1 protein-coding gene is annotated in these 1,163 nt (G+C 64.5%); it reads left to right on the top strand.

What is annotated here, in order from left to right; genetic code table 11:
• On the top strand, positions 1 to 1,163 hold a 1,163-nt coding region (gene guaA / locus WEA77_RS03640), incomplete at both ends, for a glutamine-hydrolyzing GMP synthase (protein WP_368066504.1).

Here is a 1,163-nt window from a genome sequence, read left to right as displayed (position 1 = left end):
CCAACGCGCCCTGATCGTCGACTTCGGCAGCCAGGTGACGCAGCTCATCGCCCGGCGCCTGCGCGAAAGCAGCGTCTATTGCGAAATCCATCCCTTCAACAAGGTCGATGCGGCCTTCCTTGAGGCCTATGGGCCGCAGGCGATCATCCTCTCCGGCGGGCCGTCAAGCGTTTACTGGGACGACGCCCCGATGGCCGACAAGGCGGTCTTCGAGGCCGGAGTTGCGGTACTTGGTATCTGTTACGGCCAGCAGGTGATGATGCACCAGCTCGGCGGCCGGATCGAAGGCGGCACCAGCCGCGAGTTCGGCCGGGCCTTCATCGAGCGCGTGCAGGATGACCCTCTGCTCGAGGGCCTGTTCGATGGCGAAGAAGAACAAGTCTGGATGAGCCATGGCGATCATGTCGCCGACATGGCCCCGGGCTTCGCCGTGATCGCGAAATCGCCCGGCGCGCCCTATGCCGTGATCGCAGATACGGCGCGCCGCTTCTACGGCACGCAGTTCCACCCCGAAGTCGTGCATACGACACATGGCGCAAGGCTGCTGCGCAATTTCATCCACGGCGTTGCGGGCTTCACTGGCGACTGGACGATGGCCGCCTACAAGGCCGAGGCCATCGAAAAGATCCGCGCGCAGGTCGGCAAGGGCCGGGTGATCTGCGGGCTGTCGGGCGGTGTGGACTCGTCGGTGGCCGCTGTGCTGATCCACGAAGCCATCGGCGACCAGCTCACCTGCGTCTATGTTGACCATGGGCTGATGCGCGCGGGAGAGAGCGAACAGGTCGTCGGCCTGTTCCGTGAGCACTACAATATCCCGCTCGTGCATGTGGACGCATCGGAGCTGTTTCTTGGCGACCTGGCCGGCGTCACGGACCCGGAGAAGAAGCGCAAGATCATCGGCGGCCTGTTCATCGACGTGTTCGACGCTGAGGCGAAAAAGATCGGCGGCGCGGACTTCCTGGCGCAGGGCACCCTCTATCCGGACGTCATCGAAAGCGCCTCGGTAAGCGGTGGGCCGAGCATGACGATCAAGAGCCATCACAATGTCGGCGGCCTGCCGGCACGCATGAAGATGCAGCTGGTCGAGCCGCTGCGCGAGCTGTTCAAGGACGAAGTGCGCGCATTGGGGCGGGAGCTCGGCCTGCCGGAGGCCTTTGTCGGTC

Source organism: Hyphomonas sp. (assembly GCF_040882205.1).
GTDB lineage: Bacteria > Pseudomonadota > Alphaproteobacteria > Caulobacterales > Hyphomonadaceae > Hyphomonas.
This window is presented reverse-complemented; position numbering and strand designations above follow the sequence as displayed.